This window comes from Aeromonas sp. QDB54, assembly GCF_027707385.1.
In the GTDB taxonomy this organism is placed as follows: domain Bacteria; phylum Pseudomonadota; class Gammaproteobacteria; order Enterobacterales; family Aeromonadaceae; genus Aeromonas; species Aeromonas hydrophila.
Genome location: NZ_JAPCIT010000033.1, coordinates 1 through 17,380, shown reverse-complemented (window position 1 = coordinate 17,380; position 17,380 = coordinate 1). Strand labels below are relative to the sequence as shown.

Annotated in this window: 14 protein-coding genes; 7 read left to right on the top strand and 7 right to left on the bottom strand. The window is 53.1% G+C overall.

The window, feature by feature from the left end:
• Position 1 precedes the first annotated feature (1 nt).
• Genes PG881_RS21795 through PG881_RS21785 form a run of 3 tightly spaced genes read right to left on the bottom strand, consistent with a single transcriptional unit; the run spans position 2 to position 6,039 of the window.
• A complete protein-coding gene (locus PG881_RS21795) occupies positions 2 to 1,294 on the bottom strand; it encodes a GIY-YIG nuclease family protein (RefSeq protein WP_073536817.1) in 1,293 nt (430 codons plus the stop codon).
• A 3-nt stretch (positions 1,295 to 1,297) separates the two neighbouring features.
• Positions 1,298 to 3,328 carry a DEAD/DEAH box helicase gene (locus PG881_RS21790; protein ID WP_073536818.1) on the bottom strand — a complete coding sequence of 677 codons (2,031 nt, stop codon included), beginning with the start codon at positions 3,326 to 3,328 and terminating at the stop codon, positions 1,298 to 1,300.
• Between the two features lie 23 nt (positions 3,329 to 3,351).
• Entirely contained in the window at positions 3,352 to 6,039 is a 2,688-nt protein-coding gene (locus tag PG881_RS21785) for a class I SAM-dependent DNA methyltransferase (RefSeq protein ID WP_073536819.1), read from the bottom strand.
• A 141-nt stretch (positions 6,040 to 6,180) separates the two neighbouring features.
• Here PG881_RS21785 and PG881_RS21780 point away from each other — a divergent pair, with 141 nt between their 5' ends.
• The gene (locus tag PG881_RS21780) at positions 6,181 to 6,612 is read left to right on the top strand and encodes a hypothetical protein (RefSeq protein ID WP_073536820.1); all 432 of its coding nucleotides are present in this window, start codon (positions 6,181 to 6,183) and stop codon (positions 6,610 to 6,612) included.
• Positions 6,613 to 6,650: 38 nt separating this feature from the next.
• On the opposite strand, the gene PG881_RS21775 is transcribed toward PG881_RS21780, so the two are convergent.
• From PG881_RS21775 to PG881_RS21760, 4 genes are read right to left on the bottom strand one after another with little or no spacing between them, the layout of a single operon-like run.
• On the bottom strand, positions 6,651 to 6,971 hold the full coding sequence (locus tag PG881_RS21775; RefSeq protein WP_130627551.1) for a hypothetical protein: 321 nt from the start codon (positions 6,969 to 6,971) through the stop codon (positions 6,651 to 6,653).
• Between the two features lie 6 nt (positions 6,972 to 6,977).
• Positions 6,978 to 9,173 carry a DNA topoisomerase III gene (locus tag PG881_RS21770; RefSeq protein WP_270802831.1) on the bottom strand — a complete coding sequence of 732 codons (2,196 nt, stop codon included), beginning with the start codon at positions 9,171 to 9,173 and terminating at the stop codon, positions 6,978 to 6,980.
• Positions 9,173 to 9,388 carry a hypothetical protein gene (locus PG881_RS21765; protein ID WP_270802829.1) on the bottom strand — a complete coding sequence of 72 codons (216 nt, stop codon included), beginning with the start codon at positions 9,386 to 9,388 and terminating at the stop codon, positions 9,173 to 9,175. Before PG881_RS21765 ends, PG881_RS21770 begins: the two co-directional genes overlap by 1 nt.
• Entirely contained in the window at positions 9,370 to 9,984 is a 615-nt protein-coding gene (locus tag PG881_RS21760; RefSeq protein ID WP_270802827.1) for a hypothetical protein, read from the bottom strand. Before PG881_RS21760 ends, PG881_RS21765 begins: the two co-directional genes overlap by 19 nt.
• A 249-nt stretch (positions 9,985 to 10,233) precedes the next feature.
• On the opposite strand from PG881_RS21760, the gene mobH reads away from it, so the two are divergent.
• The 6 genes from mobH (at position 10,234) to PG881_RS21730 (ending at position 17,203) form a co-directional block, all read left to right on the top strand.
• Positions 10,234 to 13,155, top strand: coding sequence for a MobH family relaxase (mobH, locus tag PG881_RS21755; protein WP_270802825.1), 2,922 nt, complete (start codon positions 10,234 to 10,236; stop codon positions 13,153 to 13,155).
• 2 nt (positions 13,156 to 13,157) lie between these two features.
• Complete coding sequence (gene traD, locus PG881_RS21750; protein WP_270802858.1) at positions 13,158 to 15,023, top strand: conjugative transfer system coupling protein TraD; 1,866 nt, start codon at positions 13,158 to 13,160, stop codon at positions 15,021 to 15,023.
• An 11-nt stretch (positions 15,024 to 15,034) separates the two neighbouring features.
• The gene (locus tag PG881_RS21745; protein ID WP_270802823.1) at positions 15,035 to 15,619 is read left to right on the top strand and encodes a hypothetical protein; all 585 of its coding nucleotides are present in this window, start codon (positions 15,035 to 15,037) and stop codon (positions 15,617 to 15,619) included.
• Positions 15,576 to 16,205 carry a DUF4400 domain-containing protein gene (locus PG881_RS21740; RefSeq protein ID WP_270802821.1) on the top strand — a complete coding sequence of 210 codons (630 nt, stop codon included), beginning with the start codon at positions 15,576 to 15,578 and terminating at the stop codon, positions 16,203 to 16,205. Before PG881_RS21745 ends, PG881_RS21740 begins: the two co-directional genes overlap by 44 nt.
• Before the next feature lie 488 nt (positions 16,206 to 16,693).
• A complete protein-coding gene (locus PG881_RS21735) occupies positions 16,694 to 17,017 on the top strand; it encodes a hypothetical protein (RefSeq protein WP_270802819.1) in 324 nt (107 codons plus the stop codon).
• 15 nt (positions 17,018 to 17,032) lie between these two features.
• Complete coding sequence (locus PG881_RS21730; protein WP_270802817.1) at positions 17,033 to 17,203, top strand: hypothetical protein; 171 nt, start codon at positions 17,033 to 17,035, stop codon at positions 17,201 to 17,203.
• Positions 17,204 to 17,380: the final 177 nt, after the last annotated feature.

The window sequence follows — 17,380 nt, the reverse complement described above, 5'->3', positions numbered from 1 at the left end:
ATTACGCATTATTGGTCGTTTTTTTTGCAACAACCTTACCGGTAGTATTGTCCATGCGGTACTGCGAGATTGTTCCATCCAAAATGTGGTGAATAACTTCAAGGATGGTTGTCAATGGAGTATGGAACCACTCTCTCGGGGCATAGCTGGTGCCATCAACCCCCTTCAAGGTGATATCGAGGCGCTGCTTGGCGAGAAAACCGTGCACCAAGGTCTCCAATTTGTGGGTGTTCATGTTGAAACACTGGAATGTCGTGATGATCCTAACCGGGGCTTGCAGGAACGTCTTGTCTTTCTCGGCGTGCTTTATCCGGTCTTCGACGGTACCCTCGGTGAAACCTATCTTGTAGAGATTTTGCATGAAGGGCATCAATATAGGGTCCGTGCTCTTTGTCGCGAGCACATAGACAAAGCCGCTTGGAATGGGCGCGTAATTTGGCAAGAGGAGTTTGTCACCTAGCATGACCTTACGGCCCTCCTTGTCACGAATAAGCCCCTGGGTTAGTGACTGGTAGAGCATATGCAGCTCAGTGCCATTATCAAAAACCAGGTGAAGTCGTGCGTTATACCTCTCGTACTGTTCCAATCGTTCCCCAGCACTATGCACATAACCCATCACCCCATTCAGGATGAAGAAATCCCCAACCTGAAAACCATGCTCGTTTCGATAGCGCACGAGGGAGAACTCTTGGCCTTGCAGGCCCGTTTTCACGGTCTCAAACAGCGGCGCAAAACGAGCGAAATCTGGACAGGGCTGGCGCTGGGCTATCTCGTCAGGTAACGCCTTTTTTTCCCTAGGCACATGCTGCATGCTGAATATATCGGGAGCATCAAAATCCAATAACCCGAGGTCATCATCGGCAAAAATATCGTCCAGCGAGGTCACCAGCTCCGACGTATCAACGGTGGGTGCATTAACAGTCTCAAGAGCTACTCCCCTGGCAGGATATTGCTCATGCTCCTCGGCAACCATCCCCACTACTTCTATGCCTACCAGCAGACCATGGATATCCTGACCTGAAAGGGCACTGCATTGCTTTGGATCCGTGCGTATCGCCTGCAAGCGCCTTGCAAGACGCTTCTCGGGCATATCGGCACAGGTCGAGTTTTGGGGGGCTCTACCGTGTTGTTCAAAAAACGCCACGATATCCCCAAACTGGTTGCTCACAAGGTCAACTGGCGCACTTTTCGGTTTTAGGGGCTCTACATTGAGCAGACCCAATACATCGTCTTCGGCAAAGATATCTTCAAGAGACGCTTTGGGTTTGAGCTGATGCGATCGCAACAGGATCATTACTTAGTCCTCCTGTTTAGCCGCAGATTGTTGTTTCTTGTGTTTGATGTAGGCGAGCGCTTCTGCCAGTCGTACCTCGATGGGATCAGGCGCATGCAACGAAGGCGCACGCTGTTTTTGCTGAGTAAACGCCTTGATCCTCGGCCATAGCATGACGGCCTCCTCCTCGGAGAGTTGTGACTTGCTGGCGCTGACCGCTTCCTGAATGGTCTTGAGCATGGTGGCCGTCACGGATTTGGAGAGGATTTCATAGGCCCCGTGGAACGGGTTAACCGATTCGATCAGGTCGATGCTCAGGTTGTCGATGTTGATAAACTTCTCGCCGATTTTTAAGAACTGCTTACTGGCGGTCGCTTGATCATTGGCGGCATCGGGGCTTGCCCCTCCGATAGAGGTGGGGTTCGGGCTTCCTACAATCTCGGCATCGGGAGGCAAGTCACTTTCATTGATCAGCCCTCCCTGTTGATTGATATACATGCTTTGTAGCAGGCCGGAACGAACTTGCTCTATCTCATGGGGCAATAGATCGGGGTAGAGCTCCTGAATGACCGAGGGCAGTTCTAACTGAGTAAATACCTCGGGCGGAGCTGTTTCAGTAATTGCCTCTTTGACCACCTTCTCCTTGGCCATCAGTGCAGCCAGGATCTCCTCTTTGCCACCATTGAGAATATCTAACACTGTTTGCGAGACCGGCACGGTCGCATCACCAACGAGCACGGTATTGGGTGGCAACGCCTCCCCAGTCCACTGCGAGCGAGGCTTAAACTGAATACTGGGGGCTAGGATCTGCTCCATCAGCAGGGATGTCGTGATCGCCTTGAGCATGTTGTTGACTGACACTTTCACATCGTCATCCTGGGCATCGGGCTGGGCAATCAGGTTCGTGAACTGGGCGTGGGTCTTACCAGGACAATCACGGGTCGCACGACCGATGATCTGCACGACTTCGGTCAGCGAACTGCGATAGCCAATGGTCAGCACATGCTCGCAATAGGGCCAGTCAAAGCCTTCTTTTGCCATGCCAAGGGCAATGATGATGTCCATATCATCAGCCGATTGAATGGTGCGCAAATAAGCCTGCACCTTGGGGCGGTCATTATCGTCATCCACCAGATTGGCTACTTTGAGCAGCTTGCCGTCCTCTTTCCGTTTCACGCAGTAGATACCGGTGTCGGGATCTTTTGACTGCACATCGCCCAGCACATCCAAGATCGCATCGACCTCGGTATATTTGTCCTTGGTGGACTCACCAGAATTCACGTTCGGGATGTAAATAATGGTTTTCAGTGAAGCGTCCAACACCGAAGGCAGAGCACCGATATATTGACCCTGGTAGAAGTGGTAACCAATCCCGAGAGATTTCAGGTGCTGATAGCCGTTCAGTTGCTCGTAATAGGTGTAGGTGACCTTGGTAAACTGGGCTTCATCCTCTGGTGTCAGGATGGGCACGGTGTCGCCACGGAAGTAAGACCCCGTCATGGCCACAATATGCGCATTGGACTGCTGGATTAAACCGTCGAGTAGCGCGCCGAGGCGGCTATCTTCACTGGCGGAAACATGGTGGAACTCGTCGATGGCAATCAGGCAATCGTTAAACGAGGCTATATCAACTTCGTCAAAAGCGAAGCGCAGGGTGGCGTGGGTGCAGACAAGGATCTGGTCATAACTCTCCATAAAGCGCTTAAACGCGGCCACCTTGCTCTTTTCACCGCCATGAATGCAGAGATTGTTTTCAGGTTTAACCTGCCAGTTCGCAAAAAATCCGTATTCGGTCAACGCAGTGTCTTTAAACGACGCGCCGATAGACATCTCAGGCACCGCGACGATGACTTTGCGCAGGCCCTGATTGAGCAGCTTGTCCAACCCCAAAAACATCAGTGCACGGGATTTGCCGCAGGCGGGTGGCGCTTTGATAAGCAGGTAGGGGCTGTTGCGTTGAGCGAAGGTGCGGGCCTGCATCTCCCGCATTCCCATGTTGTTAAGCGCCGAGCTCTGCCCGTTCTGGGCATAGGTCACTTGCAAGATGTTTTCCATGCTTGAATCCTTGTCAAAATTGGCTAGAGGGTAGCAGCGGTGAGCTTTTCATAGAGTCCGAGCAGATGACTTACCCGCTCTGCCGCATCCTTGAATGGGCGGTCCCGATACAGCCTATCGACCGCTCGATCCAGAGCCTGGTGTGCTTCAAGCAGGCCAGCAGGCATTATGTCGGGGTCATAGAGTTCGGCCAGCGTCTTGCCGGGGTAATCCTCCCGGACCAGCTCGACTTCCTCTGCCAATCGCTCAATTTCTTTACGCTGATTTGCCGTAACGGTGGGCCAAGGAAAGGTGTTGTAAACGACCTTGTTACCATAGCTGTAATCACTTTTCATCCGCATCGCAACTAGTCGCATCCAATCGTTATGGATCATTGAGGAGAGAATGCCAAACTGATACAGAGTACCATTTGGAAGAATGAAATTTCGATCAGAGGAAATAACATCTGCATTTAAAAAACCCATTGGTATATAGGGTCGACGTTCAGATGAAACTCGAGGCACCAGAATGTAATCACCGGAAGTTGGTTGACTGACCTGCATAAAAACATGTGGTTTTTCGGCCATTTTTAAAGCCGCAGGATGACCAGCTTTGAGGCGAAGTTGTCGAATAGCCGAGATTCTTTTCATGACAGCTGGCATTGCCAGCAACTCATCCTCAGAAGCATCTAGCAGCCATAAACACCAACGTTCCTTGGCATTTAAAAACTCATCCGCTCCTAATATTCTTCTTATCCAACGCTCTGCTTGTGGTTCGATTCTCAGCAGTTCGTCACGCTCATCTCGAGTCATAAGGAAATTGCCACCATCCGTTGGTTTATTACCAAAAAATAGTGGTGGTATATCGCTTGTTAATGGTTTTTTTTGTGCTGTAACAGCAATGTTACTACCTTCCACTAGATAGGGGCTTATATTTTCAACTATACGGCAATGCCACTCTCCATTAACTTGTTGGAATAGCTTTTTTGATTTTTGACTAGAATATAGCCCAACAATTACCACATGCACGGCAGCCTTGTCGCGAGCATTGTTAGCCCAAGGGAACGTTGGATAGGCAAGGTGAATACTCAGGCCAAGGTTAAATATTCGCGGCCAAAGAGTGGCCACCTGCTCACCCTGGCAGATAGAGTTAGTCGATACCAGTGCCAGCTCAGCCCGTGAGCCTTGTATATACTGTGCCCCCTTCCAGAACCAGCAGGCGACAAAATCCAGATAACCCAGCGCTTTATCATTGTTAAAAACGGCCTGCATATTGGCGCGCTGTTCATCTGAACGACCCAATGTGCCCAAGAAAGGCGGATTCCCGATCACATAGACCTTATCCTCAATCCCTTTGGGGCAGACCTTATGCCAATCCAGCACCAGGCTATCACCACTCACGATATTGCCGGATGATCTCAGCGGTAGCGCGGGGGGAGCATAGCCAAAGGTTTGCTCCCATTGCTTGTTGAGTTGATGTTCGGCCAGCCAGAGTGCAAGGCGGGCGATCTCACAGGCGAAGTCATCTATCTCGATACCGTAAAACTGATCGAGGTGCAGGCTGCTCATGGAGAAGCCCTGCTGCGGTTCGAGTTGCTGCAAGGCTTGAATGACCATTCGCTCCAGTGTGTGCAACTCCTTGTAGGCGATGATCAAGAAGTTGCCGGAGCCACAGGCGGGATCGAAGACTTTGATATTACCGAGGCGCACCAGCAGTTTCTTAAGGCCATTGGCACTCTTTCGATTTTTTTCCAACTCGGCCCGCAGTGAATCCAGAAACAGCGGTTGGATCACCTTCATGATGTTGCTGTAAGAGGTGTAGTGCTGGCCCAGATTGCCACGCTGCTCGACATCAATCACCGCTTGGAACATTGAACCAAAGATATCCGGGTTGATGTCCCCCCAGTTCATCATGCAGCACTCCAGCAGGATCTTGCGACCCTGCTTGCCGAGCGCCGGGATGGGTTCATCTACCGCGAACAGCCCACCATTTACATAGGGGAAGGCCGCCAGATGGGACGGTAGGGTTTTGCGTAACTCGCTATTGGGTTCGCTGTTCATGATGGCGAACAAGTCACTCAGGAACTGATCGAGGTCGCTGCCGTCCTCCTCGGTGTAGCCTTTAATGGCAGAGGTGAACTGACCCTGATTAAAGATCCCCGTATCTTCGGCGAACAGGCAGAACAGCAGCCGAGTCAGGAATACGTTGAGAGCATGAATATCCTCAGGTCTACTCAATTCATTGAGGCTCTTGATGAGATCGAAAAGCTTGCCCATCTTCTCGGCAGCCTTCACATCGGCTGGGTTCTCGGCACCCAGAATCGCCTTCTCAAGGCCTGCTAAGGGTAGGAAGAAACCATATTCGCGGAACAGTTCGCCGAGCTCAGTATCGAGTCTCTCTTCAGTCAGTACGTCCCACGAGAGGAAGCGAACAAAATCGGTGAGGATGACGAAGCGGTATTTGTGCTTGGTGCTGGCACATTCTGCAATCCGCTGTTCAAAAAGGAGCTCGATATCGGCGCCTTCATCCACCGGCTGAAAGTAGAACTTTGAGTTGATGCCAACGTGGCCCGCTTCTTTGGCAAGGTTGCGGCTCCCCCCTTGCCTGATATGCGTGATCGTGGCCTTGGGCAGTCCATAGGCGGCCATAAAGCCAAAGATAAATTCGGATTGGTCAGGTGCGCTGACCAGCGCTTTCAAGTCATCGGAGATTTTGGTCTGATTGACGGCCATGATGATCCTTGGTGCTCTACTGCAATGTCACATCCACGTAGGGAGGGCAGTGTTCATATTCGATTGGGCACAATGGTAAACCATTGACGCTACGAGACACGAGACACGAGACACAATCTTTGCGAGAAGCAGGCACAATCCATGTTCCCGATCTGGTCATCAGAGTTCACTGAAATCGTGTCCACTCGTCCAAATTTGTACAACTGCACCAGTATCATGACGGGCGGGATAGTAGAGGCTATTCAGCCACTGGTGATGAAGGGTAGGACAGACTGCGATCCCTTTATGCGCTATTCCATCAGTGATTTGACGACAGTCTATGGTGGCATGTTTGGCGGAGGAAGTAGGCCATTCGGCCGTTATTGGTATCTGACTGACTCCAAGCCCCCTGATCCCTACTTGCTTTTGCCAGCAGACAGGGAGGAGGTCAAAAAACTCTTCAAGTGCCGGGACTCATCACTGCCCGCCTATCTGCTTGATTACGTGCGATGCCAGAGTCACGATCAGATCATCTATCCCTGGAACATGGGACGGGACAGTGTTTTCCCTGTCGGCGTGGTCTTTTTCCACTGATTAGAATGAGAAAGGGGCCGATGGCCCCTTCTTCGTTTTCAGTTCTCAAGCTGCGAGCAACTTTGCCGGGATATGCCTTCCTGATAGGGGGCATTCTTGGTGCGCTTCAAGTCCACCAGCTCGTCCAAAATGGGGTTCATTGCGAGCTCGTGGGGTGATGCCACCTGGCGGCATTTAGTCGCGAAGTGTGAGTTCACATCCACAACGACAGAAAGCAGAACCTGATCAGCATTCAAGTCCCCCAATCCCTTTGCGATAGTGATCGCATCCTCGCTCACATAGCTACGGGCCAGCCCTGTATCAGCCGCCATTAAAGAACCGGTGTAGATAAGGGCTGTCATCATCAACAGTCGTAACATCCTCATTCAATCCTGAAAATCGGACTTTTTGAAAGGCATCGTGGTCTTGCAATCCGGGTATCCTGTGCAGCCCCAGAACTTGGTGGCTCTGACTTTTCCTGGTGCCTTGCCTTTCCTCAGTCGCATCGGGCTGGCGCAGTCTGGACAGGCAGGGCAATCCTCAGTAGCGATCCTTTTCTCGGGTTTGCCCCTGTTATCCGGGAACGTCTTCTTACAAGCCTCGTTCTTGCAGCCCCAGAAGAACCCGTTTTTTCCCTTGATCCGGCTTAGGGTCTCTCCACCGCAGTTGAAGCAGACATGCAACTGGGGTTTTGCCCCGGCAAATGCCTTTACCATCGCACCGTCATTCTGGGTGAGGACAGGGGCCGCCGTCTTGAGCTGCTCGACCATTTGGCATATCCAGGATGAGATCTGTTTCATGAAGACAGACATGTTCCCGGCGCCAGTGGCGATTTTTTCAAGTTCCTGCTCCCAGGCGGCCGTCATCCCTGGTGACTTGATCGCTGGTGGTAGTACCGCGATGAGTGCATGGGCCTTCTCAGTGGCGATCAGCACTTTTTTCTGACGCTTGAAGTAACCCTTATCCACGGCGCCCTGGATGATGCTGGCTCGGGTGGCCGGAGTACCCAGGCCTGCCGTGTCTTTGAGGATCTGCTTGAACTTCTCCTCGGTCACGAATCGGGCGATGTTCTCCATTGCGGCCAAGAGGGTGGCTTCGGTGAAATGCGGCGCGGGGCGGGTCATTTTGTTCGCAAGATCGACCCCTTTTAGTAACGCCGGTTCTCCTTGGCTGACGCGGGGTAACTTCTCTTGCTCAATCAGAGCATCGACATCCTCACCTTCTTCCTTCGGGTCACTCTCACTGTCAGAGGTGAAGAGCACCTTCCAGCCTTGCTTGGCTGGCGTTTTGCCCGACGCGGCGAAGAGGTGACGGCCACTTTGCACCTCAATGACGGTTTTTGAGAATTCAAATTCACTGTAGAACTGCGCGATGTAGAAGCGGCGGATTGCATCGTACAGGTTGAGCTCGATCTCTGACATGGCGCTGATGTTCGTTCTGGCTGGTGTCGGGATGATCGCGTGGTGCGCGGACACTTTGCTGTCATTGAACGCCCTGGCCTTGCGATGTGGGTCAGCCCCGGCCACCAGCCCGGAGACCCTTTGATCGGACAATATGAGAGCCTGGAGTATGTCGGAGATGTTCTCCTTCTGGCTCTCCGGGAGATACCGGCTGTCGGTTCGTGGATAGGTAGTAGCTTTGTGCTTTTCGTACAGAGATTGGGCAGCGTCGAGCACCTGCTGAGCGGTATAGCCCCATCGTTTGCTGCCGTACTGCTGTAGGGAGGTGAGGTCAAAGGGCAGGGGCGCCGACTCTTTACCGGGTTTTGTCTCTGCCTTACTGATGACGGCTTGAGCCCCATTGATCTGGGAGGCGACCTGCTCGGCATAGGCTTTATTGGTGCACCGGCCCTGATCATCGCTGCACTCCTCGGGCGGTACCCACTGTGCCAAAAACTGCCCGTTCTGAACAGCCACGTTGACGCCCAGCACCCAGTATGGCGATGGTGTGAAGCCCGCTATATCTCGGTCACGCTGACACACCAGAGCGACAGTCGGGGTGATCACCCTACCAACATGGAGTGTGCTCTCGAAACCAACTTGTCGAGCCAGGACGGTATAGAGGCGGCTCACGTTCATGCCTATCAACCAGTCTGCACGTTGCCGCCCAAGGGCTGCGTAGTACAGGGGCGCAGTCTCCTGACCATCCTTGATATTGCTGAGTGCTTTACGGATGCTTGATTCATCCAGGGCAGTCAGGCAGACCCGGCGCACCGGGCCTGAGTAGCGGAACCGGTCTAAAAGGGATCTCGCGATGGCCTCGCCCTCGCGGTCGTAGTCCGTGGAGATGTAGACGGTGCTGGCCTTTTTCACCAAGCCCTCAATGATCTTGTACTGTTTGGCGGAGCTCTGGCGAACTTTGCTCTGCCATGACTCCGGCGCAATGGGGAGAGTATCGAGAGACCATGACTTGTATTTCTCGTCGTAGTCGTCGGGCATATACATCTCAAGCAGATGACCTAACGCCCAGGTGATGACGCGCTTGCCTCCATCATGGATGAAGCCGTCACCGCGTTGTGTCACCTGCAACACACCGGCCAGATCTTTTGCCTGTGAAGGTTTCTCGCAAATGTACAGATCCATTACGTAATCCCCCTGATGGCTGGCGTCAGGCTTGCCAGTTCGCTCCAGTTTCGGGCCAAGTCTTTGACCTGCGGGTAGTCTTTGGAAAGGTCCACGAGGACCCCAGAGATCACATAAGCCGCCTCTTGGGGGCTGCCCCTGGACGCGGCTTCTTGGAGCATGATCGTGAAGGCATCTACGAGATCAGCGTTTTTTGTCATTTCAGTGCTTTGCATGGGTTCACCACTGAGTAGGGGCGCACAGACTCGCGCACAATGCGCCGGTCATCGGGGGTTACGCCTTGGTTGGTACAGAAATGGGTCCAAGCCTGTAAATAGCCGTGGGAGGTGTGAGCTGGTGGGATGCAACCGGTGATCACTTCCGAAGGCACATTCGTTGCCCCTTGGGCATCGATAAAGCGCCAGTCGTGCTCGTCCATCCCTTTGCCAGCGTTGCAATAGCGCTCCCAGCGGGAAATCTCATAAACGGAATAGCCTTGGCGATTGCCGGATTGGATCCCTTTAAACGCCGTCATGGCCGCAGCGATGTCACCGGGCGTCAGCATCGGTTCCAGAAGGGAAATGGTTTCTGATGTGGTGCTGGCTATGTTGGATGTCAGCGAACCATCCTGCCCCAACACATGGACAAACGCTGGTTGTCTCAGTGCCGCGCCGCCCCGCCCATAATTGTCCCATGCAACAGTCAGCTCCCGGCTGACCCTATCAGGTTTGTCGTTGATTACAGGGGCCTGTGGAGCTGGGGGGGCCTTTGGTGTGTTTGCAGCACACCCGGCCAGCATCGCGACCCCAAGAATCAATAGCCGTTGTCTCATCGCTTCATTCCTTCGTTATCATCATGAATGCCCCATTCTAACGGGGCAGGAAGTGGAACCTCGTTTCTCAAACTGCCCAAATTGGACAGTTACGCAGGTGTGAGAGGAGAAATAGTTTTGAGAGCATGTAACGACGTAAAACGATGAACATGGTCAAGTTACATGTTGAGTGTCCTGAACAAGTTGTTTGGATGGGGCGGGAGCAAGGGGGAGATCCCTCAGAGTGGCAGGCTCTTGCCGTTGAAGGACATGGATGAGGAAGACATCCCTCGCTACCCTCCTTTTGCCAAAGGCCTGCCCGTGGCCCCGATTGACAAGATACTGGCGACTCAAGCCGAGCTGATCGAGAAGGTCAGGAACTCACTCGGTTTCACCATTGAGGACTTCAACCGGCTGGTACTGCCAGTGATCCATCGCTATGCCGCATTTGTGCACCTATTGCCTGCATCGGAGGCTCATCACCACCGGGGGGCTGGTGGACTGTTTCGCCATGGCCTGGAGGTTGCATTTTGGGCCGCTCAGGCTTCCGAGTCCGTGATCTTCTCTATTGAGGGGACACCTAAGCAGCGGCGGGATAATGAACCTCGCTGGCGGTTGGCGAGCTGCTTCTCCGGGTTGCTGCATGACGTGGGCAAGCCGCTCGCTGATGTGTCCATTACGGACAAAAATGGGGTCGTGACCTGGAATCCCTACTTTGAATCGCTCCATGACTGGGCCAAACGCCATCACGTAGACCGGTACTTTATTCGCTGGCGCGAGAAGCGCCATAAGCGCCACGAGCAATTCTCCCTGCTGGCGGTAGACCGGATCATTCCGGTCGAAACCAGAGAATACCTCTCGGAGTCTGGCCCGTTGATCATTGAGGCAATGCTTGAGGCCATTTCAGGTACCAGTGTTAACCAGCCGGTGACGAAACTGATGCTTCGAGCCGATCAGGAGAGCGTGTCCCGAGACCTGAAACAGAACCGGCTCAACGTGGACGAGTTCTCTTATGGTGTGCCCGTTGAACGGTATGTGTTCGACGCTATCCGCCGTCTGGTTAAAACGGGCAAATGGAAGGTCAATGAGCCAGGGGCCAAGGTTTGGCATCTCCAGCAAGGGGTATTCATCGCCTGGCGTAATCTGGGCGATCTCTACGATTTGATCAGTCACGACAAAATTCCGGGCATCCCACGGGATCCGGATACCCTTGCTGACATTCTGATTGAACGCGGGTTTGCTGTACCTAACACGGTGCAAGAGAAGGGAGACCGAGCGTACTACCGGTACTGGGAAGTCCTCCCCGAGATGCTTCAAGAGGCTGCGGGTTCTATCAAGATCCTCATGCTGCGCCTTGAGTCCAACGAGCTGGTCTTCACAACTGAGCCACCAGCTGCCGTGGCTGGCGAAGTTGTGGGTGATGTGGCGGATGCTGTCATCGAGCTCATCGATCCTGATGAAGCTAGTGACGCTGATGATGGCTCGGCCAATGGCATGAATGAAAGCCTGCTGTCTGCTGAACAAGAGGCCATGAATGCGCTGGCAGGGCTGGGGTTTGGGGATGCGATGGAGATCCTGGGGGGAACAGCCAGTGACGACAACGCTACCCAGCCCACACCGGCATCGCCAACAGTGGACACCGCTCCACCAGCAAAACCAGCAAAAGGCGCTGGCGGTCGTGGCGGGAAGAAAAAAGCCACTCCGCCAGTACCCGAACAACAGCAGCCCGAGCCATCGCCTCAGGAGATCGCGAAAAGTACCCCGCCGCTGGCCGTGGAAAGTCCGCTGCAAGCCATCATCGATGTCGGTGGTGGCTTGGGTGGCCTCGACTTCCCGTTCGATGTATTTGTTGCAGGTACCAGCATGTCCGATGAGCCTAGCCAGGCACCGGCACCCGTACCAACGCAGGATGTTGTCAACCCAGGCACATCCAAGCTGGGTCTGATGAATCAAGTCTTCCCGAATTTCATGAATGATGAGTCCACTGGAGATGTGGGTGGGATGGATGTTCCATCACTCCAAGCCTATGAGGATGAGGTAGGCCAGCCTGGAGACCAACTTGCGAGTGAAGAACTGGCTGGCGCCGACGTTCCGGATGCCAAGGGCGAGCTGGTGGCACTGATGGCAACGTTCGGAGAGGCTGGGCCCATTCTGGAACGAGCCATTTTACCCGTGCTGGAAGGGAAGGCCACGCTAGGCGAAGTGCTATGCCTGATGAAAGGTCAGGTTGTGATTTTGTATCCGGAGGGCGCTCGGGCACTTGGGGCCCCGTCAGAAATACTGACCGCCCTGTTCCAGGCACAGGCCATTGTGCCCGATCCAGTAATGTCCGGGCGTAAGGTTCAGGACTTCAATGGCGTCAAAGCGATTGTTCTGACGGAACAATTGTCCAGCGCAGTCATTGCGGCCATCAAGCAAGCGGAGTCTTTACTGGGGGGCTATCAAGATGCCTTCGAGCTTGTTGCCTCTCCTGAGGTAAAGAAAACCCAGTCGAAGAAAAACAGAGGTCAGAGGAGGCCAAGCCAATCGGAAAGTAGCGGAGTCGATACCCAGGCAGCCTCTCCAGAAAGAGAGCTAGTGCAGGAAAAGAGCGTGATTAGCGATGCGCCGGTCATCAGTGTGCCTGTCGAGCCCCCATCACCACCAGTACCACCAATCGAGACTACGCCACAACCAGACAAGGTTGCGGCGCGGAAGGAATCGCGGAGTAAGGAGAAGGTGGACAAGCCCATTCAGCCTGCACCGGCAGCCAAGCCTGCCGAGGGTACTCAGAATCTCGCTCGCTTGCCGCAGCGTGAGCAATCTGAGCCTCAGCAAAAGCAAGCACGGGTGCTTGACGTGGGCAATATCGCGTTGCCAGGCCCCGATCTCCCAGAGGAACTGAGTCCGAGGAGCATCGTGAAGGAGGAGGCGGTTGATGAGGATCTCTATCTCCCACCGAAGATGACGCCCGAAAAAGCGATTCAGATGCTCAAGGAGATGATCAATAACCGTAGTGGACGATGGCTAGTTAGCGCTGTGCTTGAGGAAGAAGGGTCCCTTACTACTAGCGACAAGGCCTTTGAGGTTATCGCTGGGGAATATACGGGGATCAGTAAGCATGTTTTGGGTGGCACTTTGCGCCGAGCACAAAGGAGACCGTTGCTCAAGCAACGTCAAGGAAAACTCTATTTGGAGGTAGATAAATCGTGACAATGACCTATGACCCGCTCGCCTATGAAATGCCGTGGCGGCCAAATTATGAGATGAGCGCCGTCTTTGGCTGGGTGGTTGCATCCGGCGTGGCGCTGGCGGTCCAGCAAGTTACGGATATGCCGCCTGAACCGTTCTATTGGATGACGGGAATTTGTGGTGTCATGACAATGGCTCGCCTGCCAAAGGCAATAAAAATGCACCTGCTCCAGAAGCATTTGAAGGGAAGGGATCTGGAGTTCATTTCCATCAGGGAACTCCAAAAGAAGATTAAGGCGTCACCGGAGGAGATGTGGCTTGGGTATGGCTTTGCCTGGGAAAACCGCCATGCACAGCGCGTGTTCGAGATCCTAAAGCGAGACTGGACCTATATCGTGGGCACGGAGTCAACCACAAGCAAGGTTGTTCGGACTATACGGGGCAAGAAGAAAAAAGAGATGCCTATCGGTCAGCCGTGGATCCACGGGGTTGAGCCAAAAGAAGAGCACCTGATGCAACCGCTCAAGCACACTGAGGGCCATTCTCTCATCGTGGGTACGACGGGCTCGGGCAAGACCCGTATGTTCGATACGCTTATCTCCCAAGCCATCCTACGTGGCGAAGCTGTGATTATCATCGATCCGAAAGGGGATAAGGAGATGCGCGACAATGCGCGTCGGGCCTGTGAAGCAATGGGGCAAGCAGAGCGGTTTGTCTCTTTCCACCCAGCGTTCCCGGAGGAGTCAGTCCGGATCGATCCCCTTCGAAACTTCACCCGTGTCACAGAGATAGCCAGCCGCTTGGCAGCTCTCATCCCCTCGGAAGGTGGCGGTGACCCGTTCAAATCGTTCGGTTGGCAGGCGCTGAACAACATTGCGCAGGGGTTGATCCTGGCGTATGACCGTCCCAACTTGATCAAGCTCCGCCGCTTTTTAGAAGGTGGCGCCGATGGCCTAGTGATCAAGGCAGTGCAGGCATATTCAGAGCGCGTGATGCCTGATTGGGAAGCCGCTGCGGCCCCTTACTTGGAGAAGGCGGCCAATGGGTCGCGCAGTAAGCTCGCAGTCGCTCACATGGCCTTCTACAACAACGTCATTCAGCCTGAGCACCCAAGCTCGGAACTGGAAGGCCTGCTCAACATGTTCAAGCATGATGCGACCCACTTCTCGAAAATGGTCTCGAACTTACTCCCCATCATGAACATGCTGACCTCTGGCGAGCTCGGACCACTGTTATCGCCTGATGCAACCGATCTCAGTGACGAGCGTCAGATCACCGATTCCGCCAAGATCATCAACAACGCCCAGGTGGCGTACTTAGGTCTCGACTCTCTCACCGATAACATGGTCGGCAGTGCCCTGGGTTCAATCTTCCTTTCAGATCTGACGGCGGTAGCCGGTGACCGCTACAACTACGGTGTGAATAACCTCTCGGTGAACATATTTGTCGATGAAGCGGCAGAGGTGATCAACGATCCCTTTATTCAACTCCTCAACAAGGGCCGCGGTGCGAAACTGCGTCTCTTCGTGGCAACACAGACATTTGCCGATTTCGCCGCCCGCTTGGGTAGCAAAGACAAAGCGCTCCAGGTGCTGGGGAACATCAATAACGTGTTTGCGCTGCGGATTGTCGATGCGGAGACCCAAGAATACATCGCCGAAAACCTGCCCAAAACCCGACTCAAATACGTCATGCGGACGCAAGGCCAGAACACAGACGGAAGTGAACCGATCATGCACGGAGGTAACCAGGGCGAACGGTTAATGGAAGAAGAGGCCGATCTGTTTCCAGCTCAGCTGCTGGGGATGCTGCCAAACCTGGAGTACATAGCCAAAATCTCAGGCGGAAAAATTGTGAAGGGTCGCCTGCCCATCTTGACCGAGAAGTAAGGGGTTCAACTATGTGTTGTAAGCGATATGCGGAATATCAAGTTGTTAATGTCGGTGAGAACCCTTTTGAACGAGTGATGAATGTCCTGAAAAGTCGTGGTCGCAAGAATGCCCATATTCTGAGCATATTGCAGCTGGATTGGCCCGCTTCTGAGTCGGTCATCCAGAAACTGAGCGACTACATCAGTGACAGTATTAAGGCAAATCAGGAGCCGGTTATTTACCCGATCATCGAGGAGGCGTTGCTCCGCTACAGTCAGCTTGTTTTCCATGCGCAAAGGTACAAATACGAAGATCCCGCCAGGATCAGTGCCTTTTTAGACACCCTCATCACGGAGACCTGCAAGGCCCTGGAAGTACAAATCACGGCAAACAGTGGGGGAGATGCTTGGTCTGTCGATTCTGGTACCTCATTTTCAGCGTGGTGCACCGACCATCCCGGCGATCTTTCGATCACTCCCCATGCCCATGAGGATGAGCCCTCTCTGCGTGGTCTGCTGTATGACCTGCTTATCTGTGAAAGCGTGAAAAATGTTCTGAGGAGAACGGACTATGAACAAGCCGTGGTTAGTGGTCGTCTGGTTGCTCACACTTGAGCTGCTCGCAATTTTGATATTGATACCAGGGGATTGGACGGACAGAGCGATCAAGAATGAGTCTGTGCTGGTGAAGCAAAGCCTCGGCGTAGAGGCTCAGGACTGGATACATAACAAGGCCACTACATGGTACCAAGCTAGCATTATTGACTCCGGCTTCTACGACGGTATGTATAAGACGTTGATCCCCTCCGAGGCAGAACGGGCGCGGTCAAGAGGGATGGAAGGTATGGGTAAGGATTGGTTTGTGTGGGTCAATGGCCGCATGGATGCTTTTGTGAACATCATCTTCCAGTTCTACACCCGAGCGGCACTCCTGCTGGCATGGGCACCGTACATGCTGATCTTGTTTGCCCCGGCCATCTATGACGGCTGGATGACGTGGAAAATAAAGAGGACCAACTTCGACTATGCAAGCCCCGTGCTGCATCGCTATAGCGTTCGGGGAACGATGTTCATCATGGCGGGACTGTTCATCTGCTTCTTTATCCCGTTCGCGCTCGATCCGGTTGTAATCCCGTTGACGATGATGGCGTGCTGTGTGCTGGTGGGTCTTACAGTCAGCAACTTCCAAAAACGGGTTTGATAGCGAACTGCCTTGCGATCCACGTCGATTATGGCAACCCGAAAAACTGGGTCAACATGACGCAGCAAGCGATCAAAATGGAAAATCCAAAAACAACCCTTAGCTGATTTGATGTCATGGCGGCCTGAGGCCGCCAGAAATTTCACATGTGAAATTTTATTGCCGGAGTCTTGAAGCAGAAAACCAAGTTAATTGGGGCAGATTTTATGCAAACGGTAAAGTTTGCCGCAGTCTGGAGTGCTGCGAGTGCGGTGGAATGAAAATAGAGTGCCATCCAGAGAATAGAGTTTCATCCGACTTTCCGAGAACGCCTGATGGTACCTGCCTCGGTTCAGCATACTGGGCATTTTTATTGGGAACTCTCTCTGTTTTGATGCAGACATAGGCATTTAAGCTGATTTTTGGTCAAAGTTAGGTAGACGTATTTGACTGGTAAACAGGCAGGGGTTAAGGTAGACATATATGACGTGAGACATCCTTAATAAACAATGAAGAAAGACGATGCCATGGAAACGAGAAGCCTAGAAGAGATCGACAAGGCGCTGACTGAAATGGGGATGCTCACCGCCTCGCAGATGATTAACGGCAACCCACTCCAGCGCCATGCCGGGGTGTGTGACATAGACACCTTCCGCCAGTGGTTGAACATGCGGCATAAAGAGCTGCTCAGAATGAAGGCCGGGATGTTGGTCGATGGCAAAGAGGATAGCGGGCTGTTTGAGTGGGTTATGGCTCACCATGCCGCGTTTTCCGAGGTGCTGGTCAACTTCAACAGCGCGATAGAACACCAGCAGCGTGAGCTGAATAGTTAGAGGAAAAAAAGGCAGATGATTAAAACAATCGCTTCAATAGCTGTTACTTACGTTGGACTGGTTTGTTCTGGTGTCCAAATGTTTGGAGTTCAGGCGCTCGGGCCAATCACTTATACCCTGCTCATCATTCCAGCGGTAATCTTTGGTTTGATTGCTAAAGCTATCATCACCAGCCCTGAGAGTTAATAAGCAAGAGAGTATGGAGCTGCTCATGTACAGGATCTTTAGCTACAACCAATTGAAATAGATAGAAAAAAGGCTTCGTTTGTGATCTGATTTAATCGCAAAAAAAAACCGACACGCCCGAAGCCATGACTATTATCAATGCAACCCAGTACCTCAAGCAACTTCTTAGCTCTTCTG

Coding starts and splice junctions, on each gene's coding strand:
- PG881_RS21795 (WP_073536817.1), bottom strand. CDS start 1,294: ATGATCCTGTTGCGATCGCATCAGCTCAAACCCAAAGCGTCTCTTGAA.
- PG881_RS21790 (WP_073536818.1), bottom strand. CDS start 3,328: ATGGAAAACATCTTGCAAGTGACCTATGCCCAGAACGGGCAGAGCTCG.
- PG881_RS21785 (WP_073536819.1), bottom strand. CDS start 6,039: ATGGCCGTCAATCAGACCAAAATCTCCGATGACTTGAAAGCGCTGGTC.
- PG881_RS21780 (WP_073536820.1), top strand. CDS start 6,181: ATGTTCCCGATCTGGTCATCAGAGTTCACTGAAATCGTGTCCACTCGT.
- PG881_RS21775 (WP_130627551.1), bottom strand. CDS start 6,971: ATGTTACGACTGTTGATGATGACAGCCCTTATCTACACCGGTTCTTTA.
- PG881_RS21770 (WP_270802831.1), bottom strand. CDS start 9,173: ATGGATCTGTACATTTGCGAGAAACCTTCACAGGCAAAAGATCTGGCC.
- PG881_RS21765 (WP_270802829.1), bottom strand. CDS start 9,388: ATGCAAAGCACTGAAATGACAAAAAACGCTGATCTCGTAGATGCCTTC.
- PG881_RS21760 (WP_270802827.1), bottom strand. CDS start 9,984: ATGAGACAACGGCTATTGATTCTTGGGGTCGCGATGCTGGCCGGGTGT.
- mobH (WP_270802825.1), top strand. CDS start 10,234: ATGGATGAGGAAGACATCCCTCGCTACCCTCCTTTTGCCAAAGGCCTG.
- traD (WP_270802858.1), top strand. CDS start 13,158: ATGACCTATGACCCGCTCGCCTATGAAATGCCGTGGCGGCCAAATTAT.
- PG881_RS21745 (WP_270802823.1), top strand. CDS start 15,035: ATGTGTTGTAAGCGATATGCGGAATATCAAGTTGTTAATGTCGGTGAG.
- PG881_RS21740 (WP_270802821.1), top strand. CDS start 15,576: ATGAACAAGCCGTGGTTAGTGGTCGTCTGGTTGCTCACACTTGAGCTG.
- PG881_RS21735 (WP_270802819.1), top strand. CDS start 16,694: ATGAAGAAAGACGATGCCATGGAAACGAGAAGCCTAGAAGAGATCGAC.
- PG881_RS21730 (WP_270802817.1), top strand. CDS start 17,033: ATGATTAAAACAATCGCTTCAATAGCTGTTACTTACGTTGGACTGGTT.